The organism is Peribacillus sp. B65, from assembly GCF_058513295.1.
The window spans coordinates 2046688-2065702 of sequence record NZ_CP195840.1 but is presented as its reverse complement, the minus strand read 5'-3'; the positions used below and the strand labels follow the sequence as shown (position 1 = coordinate 2065702).

The following is a 19015-nucleotide window of genomic DNA, read 5'->3' as shown; positions in this document are numbered from 1 at the left end:
TTGAAAAGGCGAATGGCGACGAACTATATATGGTAACAAGGCGCCGAATTCAAGATTCCAATGTAATATATTCAGCTCCCTGGTCTTTTGCCCAATTATGTATATAACTTAGCAGATTATATCCAAGGCCACTAGGACGATGATTTACATCAGTAACCAAATCTTGAACATAAACATAGCGCTCATTATGTGAATCTTCACGCCAGCTAATACCTGCTAACGCTACGATGCTCGTATCATGATATAAAGCAAATAACTTTTTACCCTCCTTACGCATATCATTTAATAATTCTAGATATTCCTTAAAAGTCAAATCAGTACGCAACTGACTTAATATAGGATAAGCCTGTAAGAATTGATGTTCTACAGTTAACTCTACTATATTTTCTACTGGTATTTTCATTCTAAAGTTCCCCTACCTTTTTTTCACTTTAATGGATTCGCCTTCCTGATTAAATTTCTGACATATAACCAAGGGCAAACTAAACATCAAATAAATGTTTCAATAATTGTGTGTCTAACAGTTTCCCATTCTTCTCCTTTCTCCATATTTATTAGAAATACACACATAGATATACACATAAATAATATGCAAGAATCGCGCCAACTCAAATCTATTACAAATCAAATATTGTTGCATTTTCCCTTATTTGACTTATCGAAGCAGGTTAATCGGAAAATCTCACCAAATGATATTTGAAGAAAAATTAGGTGTAAGTTAAATCAAATATTCAGTTCCTAAAAAATTATGATGTTGGGGAATTTAAATACTTTCTCTTGGACCAATAGGAGAAGCTGCATAATGGAAGTGGGACAAGTAAAATTATTCTGCTATGTTTTTTCCAGTAATTTACCCAACTCTCGTTTTCAAATTATTTTCCTATGTGTTTGACAATTGTATATTTTGTCTCAGCTTTGAGAAACGACCATATACACATATTTCAAATACAGATTGTTTATTTTTGATTTTGATTCCGGAATAAGAAATAAGAATAATATAAAAAGCAGCAAAATCGAGCCTGAATAATGAGATGGCAATGGATTGTCGAAGTAAAGCCATGACGATTCAAGTTAATTTCCTTGTGAATAACTTGAACATGAATAGCCAAAACTAAGTGGTATTAAGTAGGAAGGAACAAACATTAAGGTGAAAAATAATGCCTGGTAGTTTCAAAATTTCATCACATCAAATGATGATTTTAATCCTTTTGTATTCGGTAGGAACGGTTATTTTACATACTCCTTCTCCTTTAGCTGGTTTTGCAAAGCAGGATGCGTGGCTTGCTGCATTATTTGGGACAGGAATCGCATTAATTTTTGTATGGTTCTACATCAGGGTTGGTAATTTATATCCTGATCTCCCTTTAGATCAAATAAATGAAAAGGTTTTTGGTAAGTTAGTCGGAAAGATGATCAATTTCACATTTTTTATCTGGTCTTTTTCAACTGCTGCCGAGACTATTTATTATGTGGGGAAGTTCATTGAAACTTTTTGGATGCCAGATACCCCACTTGCAGCATTGAATTTATTGTTAGCTGCAGTTGTGATCTTGACAGTTCGCCTTGGTATTGAAACTTTTACACGCACGTTGGAAATATTCTTCATACCCGTATTAATATTACTGACTATTTTTTTGGTATCCATCATTCCTCAAGCCAATATCCAAAACATTCAGCCGGTATTTGAAAATGGAGCCAAACCTGTCATACGGGGGACACTTTTTTTCATAAGCGTGTTCACGCTGTCTCCTGTTATGTTTTTAATGATTTTCCCTTCAAAAGTCAATGATAGTAAAAAAGGGGGTAAAGCCTTTTATATTGGCACATTGATCGGTGGAATCATTTTAATTCTAGTTATCATGCTGGATATTTTGGTTCTTGGACCCGATAACACAGCAAGAAATATCGCTCCAAGTTATACGATGGCAAAAAAAATAAATGTAGGGAATTTCCTAATGCGAATCGAAGCTATAATTGCCACGATTTGGATCTTTACAACCTATACCAGGACGGTTATGTATTTTTATGTTTCGGTTGTTGTATTTTCAAACATATTCAATATAAAAGATTATCGTCCATTTACTACGGCTTTAGGGATGATAATGGTTTTTTATTCATTGATTGTTTTTCCGACGGTCCCTTCATCCGGGGAATTCAATAAAAATATATGGTTATTCCATGCAGCGACTTTTGGTCTGGTCATGCCTTTATTATTATTTATCACGGCTAAATTTAAAAACATCATTAAAAAGCACCATGGCACCAACAATGATAATATCCATAACGGTTAAAAAGAACATAATAAAAATATTCCAGAAGTCCTAATTTACCGGGTAATGAATATTTACGAATGAGGTGAGTATATTGAAACATAAAATAATCATCATTTTTAGTGTTGTTTTTATAGCGTTCATGACTGGTTTACTCATCTTTTACCTCATAAAAGATGATTCTTCCCGATGGATGGTAGCTCTTGGAGGAATATTGGTAAGTGCCCTGCCCATTATATTATTGTTTGTAAAAAATAATCCTTTTAACATTCCAATCATAATCGGTTACTATGTTTTTATTTTCTTTACGACATTTTTAGGGTCCATCGCAAATTTTTATGTGGATTTTAAATGGTGGGACTCTGGCCTTCACTTCTACAAAGGCATTTTCGTGGCCTTTGTTGGAATTGCTCTTTATAAACAATTCATTCCTCAAAAAGCGAGAAAAGATGTTTCAAGGTGGGTCACCTTTCTTTTTGCTCTCTCACTTTCAGCCATCGCCACTGTCCTTTGGGAGATATATGAGTTCGTAGGAGATCTCACTTTTACTCATACCATGCAACGAGGCGGTAATAAAGACACCATGTACGATATAATTTTCGGTCTTACGGGCGGCCTGCTTATCTCCGTTTATTCTATTTTACAAAAATCAAAATTATAATTTATTGAGGTAATCATATGAATCGTAAGCTAGTTATTTCTATAAGTTCAGTGTATGTACTTTTCATGGCAGCTTTATCTATTTTTTACTATACAGACGATGAAAATTTTAAATCACTGGTTTCGATAGGCGGTGTGGTATGTGGAGCAATTCCCCTTTTATTGGCCCTATTTACCAAGCTTCAATTCAATCTGCCAATTATCATTTCCTATTTAATCTTCTTATTCGGTTCACAATATTTAGGATCTATTTTAGGCTGGTATGGACTGGGATGGTGGGATACACTCTTACATTTACTAAGCGGTTCCCTTCTAGCTTTTACGGGAATTGCTTTATATGAACGATTGGTATACAGAAATGCAGGCAAAGATATATCCCCTTGGTTTGTCTTTTTGTTTACCCTCTCCTTCTCAGCACTTGGTGGTGTCATTTGGGAGATTTACGAATTTAGTTCTGATCAATTATTCGGAATGACCCTGCAAGGCGGGGGAAATAAAGATACAATGATAGATTTAATCGCAGATACTGTTGGAGGGCTTATTATTGCAGTATGGGCCGGAGTGCGGACAAAGATTAAGTTAAAGAAAACATAAAAAAACGTTCCAGTTGATTTCAGAAACCTGCTCCCTTTCCGCCGACTGTCTGCCAAAGGGTTGGGGATAACGATATCCCTTTTGTAGACAAACTGAAACGACCATCTTATCGATGGTCGTTTTTACGTTCATTTAAATATGATGGAAATTATTTTTTCCGTCGTCATCGCACTATCCACCACATATGTTCCAGGTCGTAAACCGTTGGCCTTGCCTTTCTTTTCAACCGCGTCAGAAAACTCATTGGCATTTTTAATGACCTTTGCCCTTTGTAGGTTTTTACCCACATCGATGCTTGTCGAGCCTTTAGACACAGTAAGAACTGTACGGTATATGATTTTTTCTGTTAGTTCTTTTACCGCTTCTTTTTCCGCTACCGCTTCCGCTTTATCTTTAACCAACTGCGCTTCAGCAATCTGATCTTCCCATTCTTTTTCTGAATGTATGACATACCCTTCTGAAGCCAGAGACTCTTTCATTTCATCTTCTGATAGTTTCTCTGATGTGCCGGTCGCTTCTCCTGGACCAAAGAAGTACACTGCACCGCATAAACCTGCTGCAACAACAAGGCCTCCGGCAAAGCTGCGCATTGATTTAGATGTCATTGGCCACATTTCTCCTTTCATTCTTCGTTTTTATGTAAGGAGTAAGCATGCTTTCAATTTCATCTTCCGGCTGTTTTGTCTTTAGTGCGATGCTTTCAAATGAGTAGCCTCGCTTATGTAGGTCGAGTACTTCACGCAACAAGTTCCGCTTTTCGGAAGTCATTGCTAGAACGCCTGCCTCTTGCACCGTAATTTCAGCATCTATCTCGATGTTCCTGATTTTTTCCTGTAATACATTCATTTCATCTCCAAAAGTGATAGCAAGCTGTTCCAATTGACTGTCCACTTTTGCAGAATCCTTTTTAATAAACGATAAAATGAACAGTAATACTGCTGCTGCAAACAAAATGATCAGAGCCCATTCCATCATTTTATGTCCCTCCTTAATCTTTGAATCTAATATCTCGCTTTCTAATTATATATGGATTTGTTCCAAAACTCGATTTAAAAGTACTAAATACCACAATAGTCACGTATTTATGACAAAAAAAGGCGCGGCAAGGCCATCCATAACTAATAATAAGCAAAAAACGAAAAATATAACTTCCATTTGAGGACCATTTTACCATAATCCATTCATCATTAATACCATTGTTAGTATATTAAGGCTACATACTGCAATAACGCTGTCTAACTGGGTTATCAAAGTATACATGGCATTCTTATTCACATCCTTGCTGTACTTTTCCCTTTATAAGAGTCCAAGGGTTATATTAAATGACAAACACGTTACCAAACGATAAGATATATATTATTAGGTTCCTTTTCCTGTTTCATTGAATAGGTACGATTTCTCAGTGCCATTTTTGAACAATATTAAGGAGGATACAATGAATATTAAAATAAATAATATACCGAGTTTCATGCAAGCCGAGATCGAACAACTTCAATCAAAATTATCCCCCTTGTTGAAGAAAAATATGAAATACGGTTTTTTTTCGACGGTGATGATAGGCTTTTCCGTCATTAATCTTTTTTTCCTTTTATTTAAGAACGAATCTTTACCCATCTCGAAAATTGCACTTGGAATCTATGCATTGGTGGGAGCTGTAGGATTTGCCTTATTAAAAGAAAACAAACACAACCAAAAAGAAATAGTGAAAATTAGTCAACAATATATGTTGGATAGAATCAAAAAAAGCAGCTATTTAACAGATGCCAGAAAAAGTAACTACTTTAAAAGAGTAAATGAGCATCCGCTTACTGCCATGAATGTTTTTTTTGAGTTTCTTGCTGAAGAACAACAATGGAAGAACAAATCCTCACACCCGGAATAATATCGGTAGAAATAAGCAAAAAACTCAGCACGAAAAAGACAACTCAACAAGTGTGATCCGATAAACTGCCGAATCACACTTGTTGGTTGCTTAGGCTATTAAATTCAAAAATCCTCTGTATCACGTTTCTTCTTTAAGTGCATTCCGTTTGCAGCTTAGTTGTTAGTTCTGGAGCTTTTTATCAATAAGTTCATGAAAATAGACTGCAGCATGTTCAGTTGGAGAAAAGATACCATTTGTAAATGCCTCGGAACTTAATCCTTTTTGCAGTTTTTCCACCAGTTCAAAGTCTTCCTGCCGTACTTGATCAACAAATTTAAAATATTCTTCTTTTTCTATGGTTATTTTTTCATCGAGGGAGTAATCACGATAAATTCCTAACGACGTCACGGCATCAACAGGAATTACTTGGATGGTATTCACATTCCCGTCTCCTGGATAAACGTTAATCATCATATTTGGCCAGACCCAATAAAAACGCGCTTGATCACCTTCGCCATTCTTACTTGCTGTCATATATTGATAGGTGAATTTGTCGTGTGTCGTTGTGCAAAAATTTGATATATCAAAGGATTTTGCAAAGCCAGGATGAGCAATGGAACAATGATCACATTCAAGGTAATTGTCAACAACGGCTTTCCAATTAGCTTTTACTACACGCCTAGTTTCCCTAACTAGTTTCAGTGAATCAAAGAAGGGATACTCTTTCATTTCCTCTAAAAATTCCTGATATGCTTCTGCCATAGGAGGTGCATTTTTATCTAGATTGACAAAAATCATAGCATTCTGAACTTCTAAGCGAATGGATTTCATACAACTGTGTATTCCCAGTTCATTCGTTTTAAAATTGGGAGCTTTATGCACACTTCCATCTAATTTGAACGTCCATCCATGGTAACCGCATTGTAAAATTTTCTTATTTCCTTTATCGGAGTTTTCCACTTTCATTCCGCGATGAGGGCAAATATTATAGAAAGCACGCAGTTCACCATCAGTACCGTGAGAAACGATAATAGGCTCTCCGGCGATGTCTATTGTCATGAAATCGCCTACTTTTTCAACTTGGCTTGCATGACCAGCTAATATCCAACTCTTTCTAAAGATTTTTTTTCTTTCTTCATTGAATGCCTCTGGTTCGACATACCGTGAATAAGGGAGTGTAGGGCTGAACTGTACATTTTCTTTAATAGACATATTGAAAATCCCTCCTGATTATCATCTAATTTAAAAGTTTAATGCATGGTACCATTTTAGTTATACCCGATCCATATAGACTGTCTTGACCTCTGTATAGAATTCAACGGCACTCTTCCCTTGTTCACGGCTGCCTGCACTTGAATTTTTACATCCACCAAATGGCATTTGCGGTTCGGTTCCTGCTGTTTCCGAATTGACATGAACAAGACCCACCTCCACATCTTCAATAAACCGTTGAGCCAACGTTAAATTGTTTGTACAAATTGCTGCGCTCAATCCATACTCTGTATCATTGGCCATCTTAACTGCTTCCTCATAATTTACGGCCTTAAAAAGGGCGATGACTGGTCCGAAGATTTCTTCACGTGCAATGCGGGCATGTTGTGGAACATTTTCAAAGATAGCCGGCCGGACATAAAAACCGTTCGCCAATTCCTCTTCTGCCGGAATCTCCCCTCCACACAACAGCGTAGCTTCTGATTTCCCAACATCGATCATTTCAAGCACGCCATCACGTTGTGATCTAGAAACCGCGGGACCGATATATGTTTCTTCTTTGAGCGGGTCGCCCACTTTTAATTCTTTAGTACGCGCGATAAGCCGTTCCCGGAATACTTCATAAATTCCTTCTTCCACAATCACCCGGCTAGTGGCTGTGCATTTTTGCCCTGTGGATTTAAAAGCTCCGCCTATAGCTATTTCCACTGCTTTTTCAAGATCAGCATCGGCGAGGACGACAAGCGGGTTTTTCCCTCCCATTTCCGCTTGCACTTTCTTTCCATGCTCAATGGCTTGTTTTTGAATTTGCTGACCTACTTGATTCGAGCCGGTAAAAGATATGGCCTTCACATCCGGATGTTCCACTAAAGCAGCACCAATGACGGAGCCCCTTCCGAATACACAATTGATGACACCAGGTGGAAGACCCGCCTCATCGAAGGCTTTCATCACATGGTAGACCGACTTAGGTGTAAAATCAGCCGGCTTAATCACGACTGTATTCCCGTAAATCAGGGCCGGCGCCAATTTCCATACAGGGATGGCGATAGGAAAGTTCCAGGGGGTAATCAACCCCACCGGACCTAGCGGGGTGCGAATAGTGTATAAAAATGTATTGGCATTTGCTGAAGGAATTACTTCCCCGATTGGCTGTCGGGCTTCAGCAGCATAATATTCAAGTATGCTGGCAGCACGATTGGCTTCCCCCATCCCTTCCAAGAATGTTTTTCCTTCTTCCTTTATCAAATCTTGACCTACTTCCTGAATATTCTTTTTCAAAATATCAGCTGCTTTCTGCAAGTATGAAGCCCGTTGCTGAAACGACAGCTTTTTCCAGTCAGGAAATGAATTTTTTGCTGCTGCCACTGCATCATGTAAATCAGCCGCAGCACTTGATGGAAATTCCCCTAATTTTTTTCCATTATGAGGACTAAGATTTTCCTTATACTCACCTGTAGTGGGTTCTTTCCATTTTCCATTAATATAATTTAAGTAACGCATACGATTTCCTCCGTATTCTATTTTTCTACTTTTAAATAATAGGATTACTTATAACCGGTAACTTCTAAATGGATACTTCAACGACTCCTGCATACCCTAACGTTTTCTTTTGTCGGGCACATTAAGAATATTCTCCTATTGAACAAAATCATTGGGCTGATCATTTGTTAAGGCTGGCACCTCCACTTTCCTTCTCGCATATCTAAAATAGTAAAAGATATAGCAAGCAATGACGAAACCTAATCCCCAATACAACGAGGTTCGCTGTGTCGGATCATAAGCGGTGAACACGAAAATACCTAGACACATAATGATGCAGAGAATCGGGGCAAACGGGAAAAAAGGTACTCTGAACTTCAGATTTTCAACCTTTCCGCCTGCTCTGATATACTGCTTACGGAATTTGTATTGTGCGAACGCAATCGCCATCCAAGTAAGCACCCCTCCAACCCCGCTTATGGAAAGTAGTACAACGAATAACGTTTCTTCCGCTACTACACTAGTAAGTAAGGACAGCAAGGCAAAGACCATGGTGACAAGTAAGGCGTTAAAAGGTACACCGCGCCGATTGAGCTTTCCAAATGCAGAATGCGCCATACCGTTTTGAGAAAGGGAGAAAAGGATCCTTGTACAAGCAAACAGACCCGTGTTTCCTACAGAGAGGACCGCCGTCAAAATTACGAAATTCATAATGTCAGCTGCATAAGGAATGCCTACCATTTCAAACACGGTAACAAATGGACTTTCCAGTACCCCAACTTCTTTCCAAGGAACGATGGCCGATAGAACAAAGATTGCCAGTACATAGAAAAGCAGCACACGTATTACGATATTTCTAATCGCTCTAGGAATGCTTTTTTGCGGGTTTTCCGTCTCTCCTGCTGCAACACCCATGATTTCCGATCCCTGGAAAGCATACACAACTGTCATCATCGATATAAACACACCCGTGAATCCTGTAGGGAATAGTCCATCTCCTATAAAATTGGAAAAGAACGGGGCAGGCTGTGCATCCTCCATATGAATCAATCCAAACATCGCTGCTGCACCGATAATAATGAATAGAATGACGGCAAGTACTTTAATCCCGGAGAACCAATACTCTGTCTCAGCGAAACTTCTCGTTGTTAATGCATTTATAGTGAATAAAAGTACCGTAAATATCACACACCATATCCATACTGGTGTATTGGGAAACCATCTAGTCATGAGCAAACCGGCCGCTACAAATTCCAGGCCTACGTAAAGAGCCCAGCTCAGCCAGTAAATCCAGCCAATGACAAATCCAGTGGCGGGACCGATAAATTTCGTTGCATGAACCTGAAAGGATCCGGATACCGGCATCACTACCGATAATTCACCGAGACAAATCATCGCCAAGTACATTAATAAACCACCGACCAAATAGGCAACAATCGCTCCTAAGGGTCCAGCTTCACCGATGGCATATCCTGAGCCCAGGAAAAGACCTGTTCCAATTACCCCACCTAAGGAGAGCATGAATAAATGTCTGCTCTTCATTGAACGCTGTAATTCTTTTGGCTGATTTTCATGTTCTGTTTGCATGATTTCCCCCCCGTTTCTGATCGATAATCAGCTTAAACACTTTTATGATTAACACAAGTTAACGAGAGTTCCACGATAACGCTTCGGAAGGCACTGCATATTCTGGAAGGTCGCTGATTGTCGGTTTAAATATTTCATAGGCTACTTCTCTTTGATATTTTTTTTGTTTTTTAGCTTGTGTAAATAAATGATACGTATTTTTCCTGCATAGTTTTTCTATATCATCAACGACAGCTTGTGGATTTGGTTTAACCAGTCCGAAAATAACCACATCATAAAATCTTATCGCCCCAAGGTTGGCAACGAAATCATTGACAACATCTATTCCTCTCTGTTTTATGATTTCGTCTCCCTCTGAAGAAAGGGGAATGTTTGCCGCCTCAACGATCAAGCTCGCTTTTACCCTTTTGGCATTGGATATGTGGATGACATCCTCCAATGCGGACGGAATTAAAATGTCGCAATCTATGTCGAGCCATTCCGTGTTTGACCTTACATCATAATGCGGTTCAAAAAAGGCCTTATCCATTTCCCCGTACATATTCTTATGATCAATAAGCTTTTGGACATCCAATCCTTCTTCACACGTAACCAAAAGGGCTGCATCGGAAATTCCCACAACTTTGTATCCTAACTGGGACATTTTCAATGCGCAGCTTGCCCCTACACAGCCGAATCCTTGAATGACAACTCTCGCTCCACCTTTTCCGCTTTTAAATTTCCATGCCTCATCTGCGGAAAAAGCCACACCATAGCCTGTTACGACATCGTTTAAAAACAACCCGTCGATTTTTGTCGTCAATAATTCATCGAAGTCTTTTATCCCTTGCAGAACATCCGGATTCTGCTTCATTGATTTCGTTAATGGGATATCAATGCCAAATTCATTAAATATTTTGAGCACATCTTCATACTTGGTACCTAAATCACTTCCTAACGATACCCCTATATCTATATAAGGCATCATCGCAATCAGAAATCTTCTTAACACTGCATATGCGTCTGGCGCTTTATAATCATAGGCAATGCCCGCTTTACAACCGCCAGTCGTCTCAGACTCACAGGCTACATACTTATAAGCCATAGCCTCGGCCAACCTCTCGACCTCTTCTCTTGTAACCGTTGGGTGCATTCTAGTACCGCCGCCTGTGTAACCTTTGACAAAGTTATGGACGACCAGCCAGCCTTTAGCATCTGTTTCCGTATCATTCCATTCCACAACTAAATATGGTTTTAACAACTATGAAACCTCCCTAAATATCTTCTTTTTATTGGTTCCTGCTAACTTCCAATGTTAATTGTTCGACATTAGCTTTTCGTGGACTTCCTTCTTGTCTTGGCCTACAGATTGAATCTTTGGATTGACTGCAACTTCGATTACAGCAGGCAGCCCTGAAGCAATCGCCCTTTGCAACGCTGGCGCAAAATCACTATTTTTTTCAACCTTTTCACCATGTGCTCCAAATAAACGCGCCAATTCAGCAAAATCAGGATTAGACAAGTCAGTTCCAACGACCCGATTTGGAAAATGCCTTTCTTGATGTACACGAATTGTTCCGTAAATATTGTTGTTCACAACAATTGATATAGTCGGAATTTTATACCGTACAGCGGTTTCAATCTCTTGGAGAGTCATCATAAAGCCGCCGTCTCCTGAAATAGAAACAACATGTTTGTGAGGCTGCGCCAGCTTTGCCCCAATAGCAGCAGGCAGTCCATATCCCATCGCACCCGACGTTGGCCCCACGTATGTGTTTTCTTGTTCAAAACGATAATATCTGGATAGCCATCCAAAAAAGTTTCCTGCATCATTTGTAATGATGGTATCCTTCGGCAGACCGACGGCAAGATCATGCATCAATCCGTCCATATCCACGAAATCTTCTGTATAGTCGGCCTTGAGTTCAGAAAATTCCATATATTTATCGTGCAATTCCTTCAAATGATCCTCGCTTGAAATAAAAGATTCTGATTCTGGCGTTAGCATTGCTTGTTCCAAGAAGCTCTTGGCGTCTGCTTCAATGGCAAGGGAAGGAGCATACACTTTACCAAAAATTTCCGGACAAATATCCACATGGATCAGTTTAGTATTTTTAGAAAGCAAGGTGTAATCTTGGGTTCCTACTTGAGAGAATCGTGTCCCTAATCCCAAAACTACATCTGCGTCACGGATTGCATCAAGTAAATATTGAGGTGTCCCAAACCCAAGCCATCCTGCATAGCAAGGGTGTGAGTTCGGAAACGCGTCAAATCGACGGAAAGCTGTAACGACAGGAAGTTTCATTGTCTCTACAAATTGTACAAGCAGCCTGTTGGCCTTAGCGTGAATCACACCTCCGCCTGCAATCAATACGGGGCGCTCCGCGTTTCGTATCGTATCCATCGCCCGCTTCACATCTTCCATATGTGGTTGAGGAGGACGCGGGCGATAAGATGGATTAATGTTCAACTCTGCCTCATCTTCTAACATGTCATGCGGTAAAGCCACTAATACAGGGCCCGGCCGACCCGATCGCGCAATATGGAAAGCCCGCTGCAATAATTCCGGGATTCTTTCCACACGATCGATCTCTACCGTCCATTTACATAAATGACTGAAAAAACCCGTCAAATTCACTTCCTGAAATGCTTCCTTCTCTTTAAAAGGGCGTTCGACTTGGCCAATAAGCGCAACCAAAGGGGTTGAATCTTGAGCAGCAGTATGAATGCCGATAGCTAAGTTTGTAGCCCCCACTCCACGCGTTGCCATACAAACTCCTACCTCCCCTGAAGCCTTGGCATAACCTTCCGCCATAAAAGAGGCACCGCCTTCATGCCTGGCGGAAATAAGTTCTATTTCAGGATGTTGATATAGTGCATCCATTACACTAAGATAACTTTCACCTGGTACACAAAAAGCTTTTTTCACCCCTTCTATAGCCATTACTTCTACGACTGCTCTTCCTCCACTGACTTTCATAATCAAGCCTCCCGCTTTCAAGTACGTGTTTTTGTTCTCGTAATTTATGATTATATTAATATTGAACTCATTCCCACTATCATTTAATAAGTTTTTCCATACCGGAAACTTGTTTTTTCTCTTCCATCCGAATTGAAGTTTTTCCAGTAACGGCACTCACTCCCAAAGTTACTGCAATGTTGATGAATAATACAGCTAACCCCACATCAAGATCTTGTATTCCTTGCGGTAGAGATGGAAATAAAGTAGCAAGCGTCGTACCTGAAGTAGTCGAGTATATGACAATTAGGATTCCAACGATCATTCCGGCAAAAGCTCCTTGAACGGTAATCGGATTCTTTTTCCACAGACTGAAAAATAGTGCTGGAAACAACTGTGCCATGAAGCTATATGCCATAAGATATAACGTAAAAATCGACTCCCCGCCATTGAACGTAAAATATAGAGTCACTATAGAAATGACAGGTACTAACATCCTGCTCAGTCTTTGAAGCTGCTCATCTGTTGTATTCGGCTTCCACACCTTATATACATTTTTTGAAAGGATCGTGGCCGTAGCCGTCAACACGAGTGAACTGGGTATAAGGGCGGCCATCGCCCCTGATGCTCCAATAACTCCGACAAACCAGGGATCAAATGACATCTTCGCCATTTTAAATAAAGCTAAGTCTGCTTCCGCTCCCTGTAAATTCGGAACTTGGAGAATCGCAGAAAAACCAATAAATAACGAAAAAATGATGATTACTTGATAAATTGGCATAATCATCCTTATCAACAAATGCTAAACTCGAATCTTCCAAACCCTATTTATCAGAAAAAACAGATAATTATCACTGTATTATTACATTGACACCCCTTTAGTTAAGGGCTCATTTACAGCCCAGTTCGGTTTTACGCCAGTAAGAACTTGTTCCACCTGCATTGCTGCATGTACAGCCATGCGTACGGAACCTTCCTTCGTCAATGCCGCATTATGAGGACTGACAATCACATTATCCAATTTAAAAAGGGGATTCCATTTATCAGGAGGTTCAACTTCAAATACGTCTATTCCAGCTCCGGCAATCTCGCCTGCTTGCAAAGCGTTTACTAAATCAATTTCCTTCACCACTCCGCCCCTGGAAGCGTTTACAAAAAAGGAGGAAGGTTTCATCCAGGAAAACTCACGGCTTCCTATTATTCCTTTTGTTGTTTTCGTTAACGGCAGATGTAGACTAATAACATCAGAGTTTCTGAATACCCGTTCTAAATCTGTTGCTATCTCCAGCTCTGAATTCGGGCTGGCTGTAACATAAGGGTCGTAGCCAATCACTTTCATATCGAAGCCTTCGGAAGCCTTTTTTGCCAGTATTCTACCGATTCTCCCTAGTCCGATAATACCCAAAGTCTTGCCTTCCAAGTCCATGCCAAAAAGTTGATTACGGATAGCAAAATTCCCGCTGCGCAGCTCTTTATCAGCCAAGCTTAAGTTTTTGGACAATGATAAAATTAATGCCATTACATGTTCAGCTACAGAATTCGCATTCGCCTCTGGGGTATTTGTTACATATATGCCACGCTCTGTAGCGGCTTCGATATCGATATTGTCCAAGCCCACTCCATACTTAGCTATTACTTTGAGGTTTTCAGCTGCTGTAATAACTTCTCTATTTATTACAGCCGTTGATCTCGTTAATACTGCATCACAACCCTTGATTTCTTCCATAAGAATTTCTTGCGACAAATCAGACCCTACTTTAATCTTAAAGCCTTTTTCTACTAAATAACTTTTCCCCTCTTTCTCAATATCTTGAGGAATATACACTAAATGACTCACATTCCCACCAACCTTTCATGTTAACCTTGAAGGAAAAACCTTTCCTACTACATTGTTTATATACAATTATTGTGCCAACATAAAAAAACATCCGTTTATTCAAGAAAGAAGCCAATTAGTCCTCAAATTAAGAGATAAATAAAGTAAACAATTTGTTTCATAATGAATTAATTTGTTTCAATACGTTTCAATTTATTTCAATCTTCAAGCTTTTCATCTTTCTCCATAATGTCGTGCGACTCATGCCTAACTCAAAGGCGGCTTTTCCTTTATTAAAATTAACCTTCGTTAACGTTTGAACAATTCTTTCACGCTCGGATAAATGTATTCCGGGTGACATATCGCTCTCTCCGTCTTGTTGCGACAGCGGTATTTTCTTTTTAACTCTATTCGGAAAATACATTTCGATATCGTACACATCAATTAATTTGTTCTTATAAAGAGCACATAATCGCTCACAAAAATTTTGCAATTGGCGAATATTCCCCTCCCAATTCCCTTCACTTAGCTTTTTCATGGCACTATCCGTGATCTTGATTTGTTTTTGTTCCGAATGACCTTTCCGAATAAAGGCATTCACCAATAACGGAATATCTTCTCTGCGTTCCCGAAGCGGAGGCAATACAAGGTCCAGCACACTCAAGCGATAATACAGATCCTCCCGAAAGTCATTACTTTTTACCATTTGCATGAGGTCTTTGTTCGTTGCCGACACAATTCTCACATCAACCGGAATTACTTTATCATCACCGATGCGCATGATTTCCCGCTCCTGCAGGACACGTAGCAGCCGGCTTTGCATTTTTGGGGAGATTTCTCCGATTTCATCTAAAAAAATCGTACCTCTATGGGCCAGTTCAAAAAATCCTTGCTTTCCGCCTTTCATGGCTCCCGTGAAAGCTCCTTCTGCATATCCGAAAAGCTCACTTTCCAATAGATTTTCGGGAAGGGCTGCGCAATTAATGGCTACAAACGGGTTATTTTTACGGTTGCTATGATTATGTATGCTTTGGGCGAATATTTCCTTGCCCGTTCCAGTTTCTCCAATTATAAGAATGTTTGAATCTACTTCACTATAACGTTGAGCCGTTTCAATCGTCCTCTTGATTTCCGAACTCCGATACAATATATCATCAAATGTGTACTTCGCCACATGTCCGCGTGAATGAAGCTTTCTAAAGAACTTCCCTTCCATCTCCTGAATGCGGGTAACATCTTGAAAGGCGACCATATCCCCCACTTTTTTACCTTTTAAAAATATCCCGACTTTTTTTACCGATAATTGAATGGATTGGTAAGCAACCGTATCTTTTTCGTATTCATCATCGCTTAAAAGCATATTACGAAATTTCCCGGGCTTTATTATATCGTATATGGAATTTCCAATTAAGCTCCCCTTGGCAATGGACAAAATCTCCTGAGCCGCCGTATTAAATACGGATATTTGTCCCTTTAAATCTATAGCAATAACCCCTTCATAGGCATAATTAAGAATCGTTTGGTAACGCTTGGTCTTCTCCTGTTCCCTTCTGCTGACAAGAGCTACTCGTTTCGCCTCAATCAACGCCTGCCGAAATGATTCCTTTCCAGTATCAACCAGAATGGCTCCCAACCCTATTTCTTCGGCATATTTACATGTACTTAAACCACTTAACACAACCTCACAGCCATCTCTGGCTGCTAAATCCACTAAACTGACTGAGGACTCGATATCATTTAATATATAGGATTGAATTGGCAAATCAACGATATCCGAAAGGTTTTCAACACCATAAATCATATTTAACGCACCTATGACAGCCACTTTTTTACTGCCAAAACGAGCCTTGCAATCATACAGGGAACGAATGAGATCGATACCCTGCACTGGTATATCAACGATTGGAATGAATTCATTGCTTTCTTTTAAAAGTTTCGTGATTAACCCCCTTGAGATGATTACATCAGCATCAAGCTTCAGCTTTCCAATCTTATCGGCATCCTCAACTACCTCCTCTAATACAAACTTCACCGATCCGTTATCATTGTTTTCCGATGCTTCCAACTTGTTGAATTCCTCAAATCTTTCAAAGGCGTCCGTAATATACCCTTTTCGAGGAACAACGAGTTTTATTTTTATCAAAACACCCACCTCCAACCTAAAATCATTTTGCTTTATTGGATAAAGCTCAAAGCCCTGGTCATACAAGGTCTTGATAGTTCGAGTTAGCTAAGAATGCCGTAAAGTTTTTCAAAGCCAGAATATGAAAAGTTAATGCCTTAAGTACGCATGAGATTAATTCCCCATTTTATCAAGATATTCCATCTTTCACTTTTAAAAATAAAAAACCCTGTTATCGTGGGTTTTTTCATCACAAGGATTTCGATTGGTATTAAATATCACAATAAGAATGGTCATTCAATTCTTCTCAATAAAACTTGCTTTTCATCACTGGAAAACGCTTTTTAACATTATAATCAGTATAATGATTCTCAAGGGGAAAATCATCATATATAAAATATCTATAATTTCTTAAAGTGGCATCGGCTTCTGCTTTTTCACCATAATCCCCCTCCCTTTCTCGCTAATAGGACTATATTCCTTTATTCTTCATACCAATGTGGAATTCCTTTTGATTTTATCGTTAGTGACAATAAAATTAGCCTACAAAAAGATTAACCCCGTTCAAGAATTCTGAACGGGGTTTTTAAATAAATAAGAGCTGTTTAATTTTGAGTTTTTATGGAGTTTAGTTCTCAAACATCATAAGTCTGTTCATTCAAGGTGGTTTTACTTGCGAACTTAAAAAGGATCGGCTATGACAAGGATTTTCCCTGCTTTAATATCCTCCATATATTGATCGACTTCGGCTTCCTCCAGCCCAAGATCCAATAATGGCTTCCTCAATCCGCCTGCTCCCGATGCTGCCCCGGCTGCGGCTCCGCCAAATGTGGTGAAAATCGGACCCGCTGCCAATATCGGACCAATTCCTGGTACGGCTAATGCACTCATTCCAATAAGCAGGCCTGTCAACCCGACAGCTCCGCCGGCTGCTGCCCCAGCTACTAATCCATCAGTTTTTGCCGGGCTGACTTCCTCGGCTTCAGTTGGTAATTTATCGATGTTTTTTGCCACTACTGATATTTGATCGGATGTATATCCTTGTTCCTTTAAATTTTTGACTGCTGAAGTCGCTTCATTTTCATTATCATATATTGCTATAAACCTCTTGTCCATGGTATCTGCTCCTTTAAAAGTAATGTATTGTACAATACCCTTAATTGAGGTTTAATAACCTTCCATGAAAGAAATGAATTTCATTCCCGGATTTGCCCCTGGCCGTATATGAAGTACTTGCTTGATGTTAAGGCCGGTAACCCCATTGGTCCACGTGCATGCAGCTTTTGTGTGGAAATGCCGATTTCTGCGCCATAACCGAATTCAAAGCCGTCGGTAAAACGGGTGGAAGCATTGTGATAAACTGCTGCGGCATCTACTTTATTCAAAAATGCGTAAGCATTTTGTTCATCCCTCGTTAGGATTGCTTCAGAATGCTTGGAACCGTATCGGTTTATGTGATCAATGGCATCGGATACACCTTTTACAGTTTTCACGCTTAGTTTTAAAGCCAGGTACTCAGTTGACCAATCTTCCTCCGTAGCCGTTTTCGCTCTCGGAAAGGAGCTGCAAACCGCTTCATCTCCATATAATTCAATACCCTTTTCGTCCAGGAGTTCCAGAATACGCACTCCATTTTCTTTAAACCATTCTTCATGGATTAGAAGCCCCTCAATAGCATTGCATACGGATGGGCGCTGAGTTTTTCCGTTTAAGACAATTTTCTCGACCATCGTGATATCTGCGGTCTGATCGATGAAGATATGGCAATTGCCTGCACCTGTTTCAAGGACAGGAACAGTGGACTCCTTAATGACCGTTTCAATTAAATTCTTTCCGCCGCGGGGAATCAAAACATCTAAATACTCATTAAGATGAAAAAGTTCCTTAGCGGTTTCACGACTTGTATCCTCGATCAACTGAACAGCTTCTACAGGGATTTCCGTATTCTCCAATGCTTTATGAATGGAAGAGACTAGTGCCATATTGGAGTATTTGGCTGACGAGCTGCCTCTTAAGATGACAGCATTCCCCGTTTTCAAGGATAATGTAGCTGCATCGATGGTCACGTTAGGCCTTGCTTCATAAATCATTCCGATTACCCCGATCGGTACCCGTTGCTTTTTAATCAATAAACCATTCTCTTTTTCAATCGTCTCCAATCGTTCCCCAATCGGATCATTTAAATCGATTAAAAGCATAATGGCCGCTGCCATGTCATCAATACGGTTAACATTCAACATAATTCGATCTAATATAGACTCGCTGAGACCTTTTTTCCTGCCATCTTCCAGATCCTTTTGGTTTTCCTTTATCAAAAAATCTTTATCGATAATAAGTTGTTTAGCAATTTTTCCAAGTGCCTCATTCTTCTTTTCCGTACTCAAACCGATTAGCTGATAACTGGCTTTTTGGGCTGCTTTTCCTTTCGCCGTCACTTCACTCATTTCTAATTCCCCCTTTTTTCTTGAAA

General features: G+C 39.6%; 17 protein-coding genes. 4 read left to right on the top strand and 13 right to left on the bottom strand.

Going from position 1 to position 19015, the window contains the following annotated elements; all coding sequences use genetic code 11:
• Positions 1–49 precede the first annotated feature (49 nt).
• A complete protein-coding gene (locus ACSR9O_RS10195) occupies positions 50–403 on the bottom strand; it encodes a GNAT family N-acetyltransferase (RefSeq protein ID WP_101222333.1) in 354 nt (117 codons plus the stop codon).
• 754 nt (positions 404–1157) lie between these two features.
• Between ACSR9O_RS10195 and ACSR9O_RS10190 the strand changes: the two genes are divergently transcribed.
• The 3 genes from ACSR9O_RS10190 (at position 1158) to ACSR9O_RS10180 (ending at position 3524) form a co-directional block, all read left to right on the top strand.
• On the top strand, positions 1158–2291 hold the full coding sequence (locus ACSR9O_RS10190) for a GerAB/ArcD/ProY family transporter (RefSeq protein WP_101222334.1): 1134 nt from the start codon (positions 1158–1160) through the stop codon (positions 2289–2291).
• A gap of 73 nt (positions 2292–2364) precedes the next feature.
• The gene (locus ACSR9O_RS10185) at positions 2365–2931 is read left to right on the top strand and encodes a DUF2238 domain-containing protein (protein WP_491724344.1); all 567 of its coding nucleotides are present in this window, start codon (positions 2365–2367) and stop codon (positions 2929–2931) included.
• A 17-nt stretch (positions 2932–2948) separates the two neighbouring features.
• Complete coding sequence (locus tag ACSR9O_RS10180) at positions 2949–3524, top strand: DUF2238 domain-containing protein (protein ID WP_230176906.1); 576 nt, start codon at positions 2949–2951, stop codon at positions 3522–3524.
• 128 nt (positions 3525–3652) lie between these two features.
• Here the strand turns inward: ACSR9O_RS10180 and ACSR9O_RS10175 are convergent, their stop codons facing one another.
• Positions 3653–4129, bottom strand: coding sequence for a hypothetical protein (locus tag ACSR9O_RS10175; protein WP_491724343.1), 477 nt, complete (start codon positions 4127–4129; stop codon positions 3653–3655).
• Complete coding sequence (locus ACSR9O_RS10170; RefSeq protein WP_232782911.1) at positions 4119–4499, bottom strand: hypothetical protein; 381 nt, start codon at positions 4497–4499, stop codon at positions 4119–4121. The genes ACSR9O_RS10175 and ACSR9O_RS10170 overlap by 11 nt, the downstream gene beginning before the upstream one ends.
• A gap of 460 nt (positions 4500–4959) precedes the next feature.
• Here ACSR9O_RS10170 and ACSR9O_RS10165 point away from each other — a divergent pair, with 460 nt between their 5' ends.
• Positions 4960–5406, top strand: coding sequence for a DUF5392 family protein (locus tag ACSR9O_RS10165; RefSeq protein WP_101222338.1), 447 nt, complete (start codon positions 4960–4962; stop codon positions 5404–5406).
• A gap of 162 nt (positions 5407–5568) precedes the next feature.
• Here ACSR9O_RS10165 and ACSR9O_RS10160 read toward each other — a convergent pair whose 3' ends face one another.
• The 10 genes from ACSR9O_RS10160 to ACSR9O_RS10115 all read right to left on the bottom strand — a co-directional run bounded on the left by ACSR9O_RS10160 (position 5569) and on the right by ACSR9O_RS10115 (position 18989).
• Positions 5569–6600 carry an aromatic ring-hydroxylating oxygenase subunit alpha gene (locus ACSR9O_RS10160; RefSeq protein WP_491724342.1) on the bottom strand — a complete coding sequence of 344 codons (1032 nt, stop codon included), beginning with the start codon at positions 6598–6600 and terminating at the stop codon, positions 5569–5571.
• Between the two features lie 60 nt (positions 6601–6660).
• Positions 6661–8103, bottom strand: a complete 1443-nt coding sequence (locus ACSR9O_RS10155) for an aldehyde dehydrogenase family protein (RefSeq protein ID WP_491724341.1) — start codon at positions 8101–8103, stop codon at positions 6661–6663.
• A 135-nt stretch (positions 8104–8238) separates the two neighbouring features.
• The gene (locus ACSR9O_RS10150) at positions 8239–9669 is read right to left on the bottom strand and encodes an amino acid permease (RefSeq protein WP_101222341.1); all 1431 of its coding nucleotides are present in this window, start codon (positions 9667–9669) and stop codon (positions 8239–8241) included.
• Between the two features lie 58 nt (positions 9670–9727).
• Positions 9728–10909, bottom strand: a complete 1182-nt coding sequence (locus ACSR9O_RS10145) for a Glu/Leu/Phe/Val family dehydrogenase (protein ID WP_491724340.1) — start codon at positions 10907–10909, stop codon at positions 9728–9730.
• A 54-nt stretch (positions 10910–10963) separates the two neighbouring features.
• Entirely contained in the window at positions 10964–12628 is a 1665-nt protein-coding gene (locus ACSR9O_RS10140) for a thiamine pyrophosphate-dependent enzyme (RefSeq protein ID WP_491724339.1), read from the bottom strand.
• Positions 12629–12707: 79 nt separating this feature from the next.
• On the bottom strand, positions 12708–13388 hold the full coding sequence (locus ACSR9O_RS10135) for a sodium:solute symporter family transporter (RefSeq protein ID WP_260358965.1): 681 nt from the start codon (positions 13386–13388) through the stop codon (positions 12708–12710).
• 81 nt (positions 13389–13469) lie between these two features.
• Positions 13470–14444, bottom strand: a complete 975-nt coding sequence (locus ACSR9O_RS10130; RefSeq protein WP_260358966.1) for a hydroxyacid dehydrogenase — start codon at positions 14442–14444, stop codon at positions 13470–13472.
• A gap of 187 nt (positions 14445–14631) precedes the next feature.
• The gene (locus tag ACSR9O_RS10125) at positions 14632–16566 is read right to left on the bottom strand and encodes a sigma 54-interacting transcriptional regulator (RefSeq protein WP_157830995.1); all 1935 of its coding nucleotides are present in this window, start codon (positions 16564–16566) and stop codon (positions 14632–14634) included.
• Positions 16567–17226: 660 nt separating this feature from the next.
• Entirely contained in the window at positions 17227–17661 is a 435-nt protein-coding gene (locus ACSR9O_RS10120) for a general stress protein (RefSeq protein ID WP_101222347.1), read from the bottom strand.
• Positions 17662–17741: 80 nt separating this feature from the next.
• Complete coding sequence (locus ACSR9O_RS10115; RefSeq protein WP_491724338.1) at positions 17742–18989, bottom strand: glutamate-5-semialdehyde dehydrogenase; 1248 nt, start codon at positions 18987–18989, stop codon at positions 17742–17744.
• Between the last annotated feature and the right edge of the window lie 26 nt (positions 18990–19015).

Excerpts from the sequence above, each read along its gene's own strand:
- ACSR9O_RS10195 (WP_101222333.1), bottom strand. The coding sequence starts at position 403 with ATGAAAATACCAGTAGAAAATATAGTAGAGTTAACTGTAGAACATCAA.
- ACSR9O_RS10190 (WP_101222334.1), top strand. The coding sequence starts at position 1,158 with ATGCCTGGTAGTTTCAAAATTTCATCACATCAAATGATGATTTTAATC.
- ACSR9O_RS10180 (WP_230176906.1), top strand. The coding sequence starts at position 2,949 with ATGAATCGTAAGCTAGTTATTTCTATAAGTTCAGTGTATGTACTTTTC.
- ACSR9O_RS10175 (WP_491724343.1), bottom strand. The coding sequence starts at position 4,129 with ATGACATCTAAATCAATGCGCAGCTTTGCCGGAGGCCTTGTTGTTGCA.
- ACSR9O_RS10170 (WP_232782911.1), bottom strand. The coding sequence starts at position 4,499 with ATGATGGAATGGGCTCTGATCATTTTGTTTGCAGCAGCAGTATTACTG.
- ACSR9O_RS10165 (WP_101222338.1), top strand. The coding sequence starts at position 4,960 with ATGAATATTAAAATAAATAATATACCGAGTTTCATGCAAGCCGAGATC.
- ACSR9O_RS10160 (WP_491724342.1), bottom strand. The coding sequence starts at position 6,600 with ATGTCTATTAAAGAAAATGTACAGTTCAGCCCTACACTCCCTTATTCA.
- ACSR9O_RS10155 (WP_491724341.1), bottom strand. The coding sequence starts at position 8,103 with ATGCGTTACTTAAATTATATTAATGGAAAATGGAAAGAACCCACTACA.
- ACSR9O_RS10150 (WP_101222341.1), bottom strand. The coding sequence starts at position 9,669 with ATGCAAACAGAACATGAAAATCAGCCAAAAGAATTACAGCGTTCAATG.
- ACSR9O_RS10140 (WP_491724339.1), bottom strand. The coding sequence starts at position 12,628 with ATGAAAGTCAGTGGAGGAAGAGCAGTCGTAGAAGTAATGGCTATAGAA.
- ACSR9O_RS10135 (WP_260358965.1), bottom strand. The coding sequence starts at position 13,388 with ATGCCAATTTATCAAGTAATCATCATTTTTTCGTTATTTATTGGTTTT.
- ACSR9O_RS10120 (WP_101222347.1), bottom strand. The coding sequence starts at position 17,661 with ATGGACAAGAGGTTTATAGCAATATATGATAATGAAAATGAAGCGACT.
- ACSR9O_RS10115 (WP_491724338.1), bottom strand. The coding sequence starts at position 18,989 with ATGAGTGAAGTGACGGCGAAAGGAAAAGCAGCCCAAAAAGCCAGTTAT.